This is a genomic window from Kingella pumchi (assembly GCF_022288825.1).
In the GTDB taxonomy this organism is placed as follows: domain Bacteria; phylum Pseudomonadota; class Gammaproteobacteria; order Burkholderiales; family Neisseriaceae; genus Kingella_D; species Kingella_D pumchi.
In genome coordinates this window covers 1-304 of record NZ_JAKOOW010000050.1, presented here as the reverse complement: position 1 = coordinate 304, position 304 = coordinate 1, and the positions used below count along the sequence as shown (strand labels likewise).

General features: G+C 34.5%; 1 protein-coding gene. It reads left to right on the top strand.

Annotated features, from left to right (window positions below):
* Positions 1-93 precede the first annotated feature (93 nt).
* Positions 94-304: hypothetical protein (locus MB824_RS10740; RefSeq protein WP_238748536.1), on the top strand; the 211-nt coding region annotated here is incomplete at its 3' end.

Here is a 304-nt window from a genome sequence, read left to right as displayed (position 1 = left end):
CTTATATATTCCGCCCCGTCTAAGGGGTACTTGACAACTTGAGAAATTTCCAAACCCCTTAGATTGACTAACGTTAATTTAAGGGGTTTTAACATGGTTGATTCAAATAGATTTATTGATGTTCCAGCTAAATTTATTGTTTTTGAAGCGCGTTTTAAAAGAAGTACGGAAGCTTATTTTGTTTTTCCTTTTAATAGCCCGTTAGAAGCTTTTTCAGGTGAGTTTGAAACTCTTGAAGATGTTCAAGACGTATTAGATAGGGAAGTTTTGGATAGGGATCTGTTTTTGATTATTAGGTTGGATG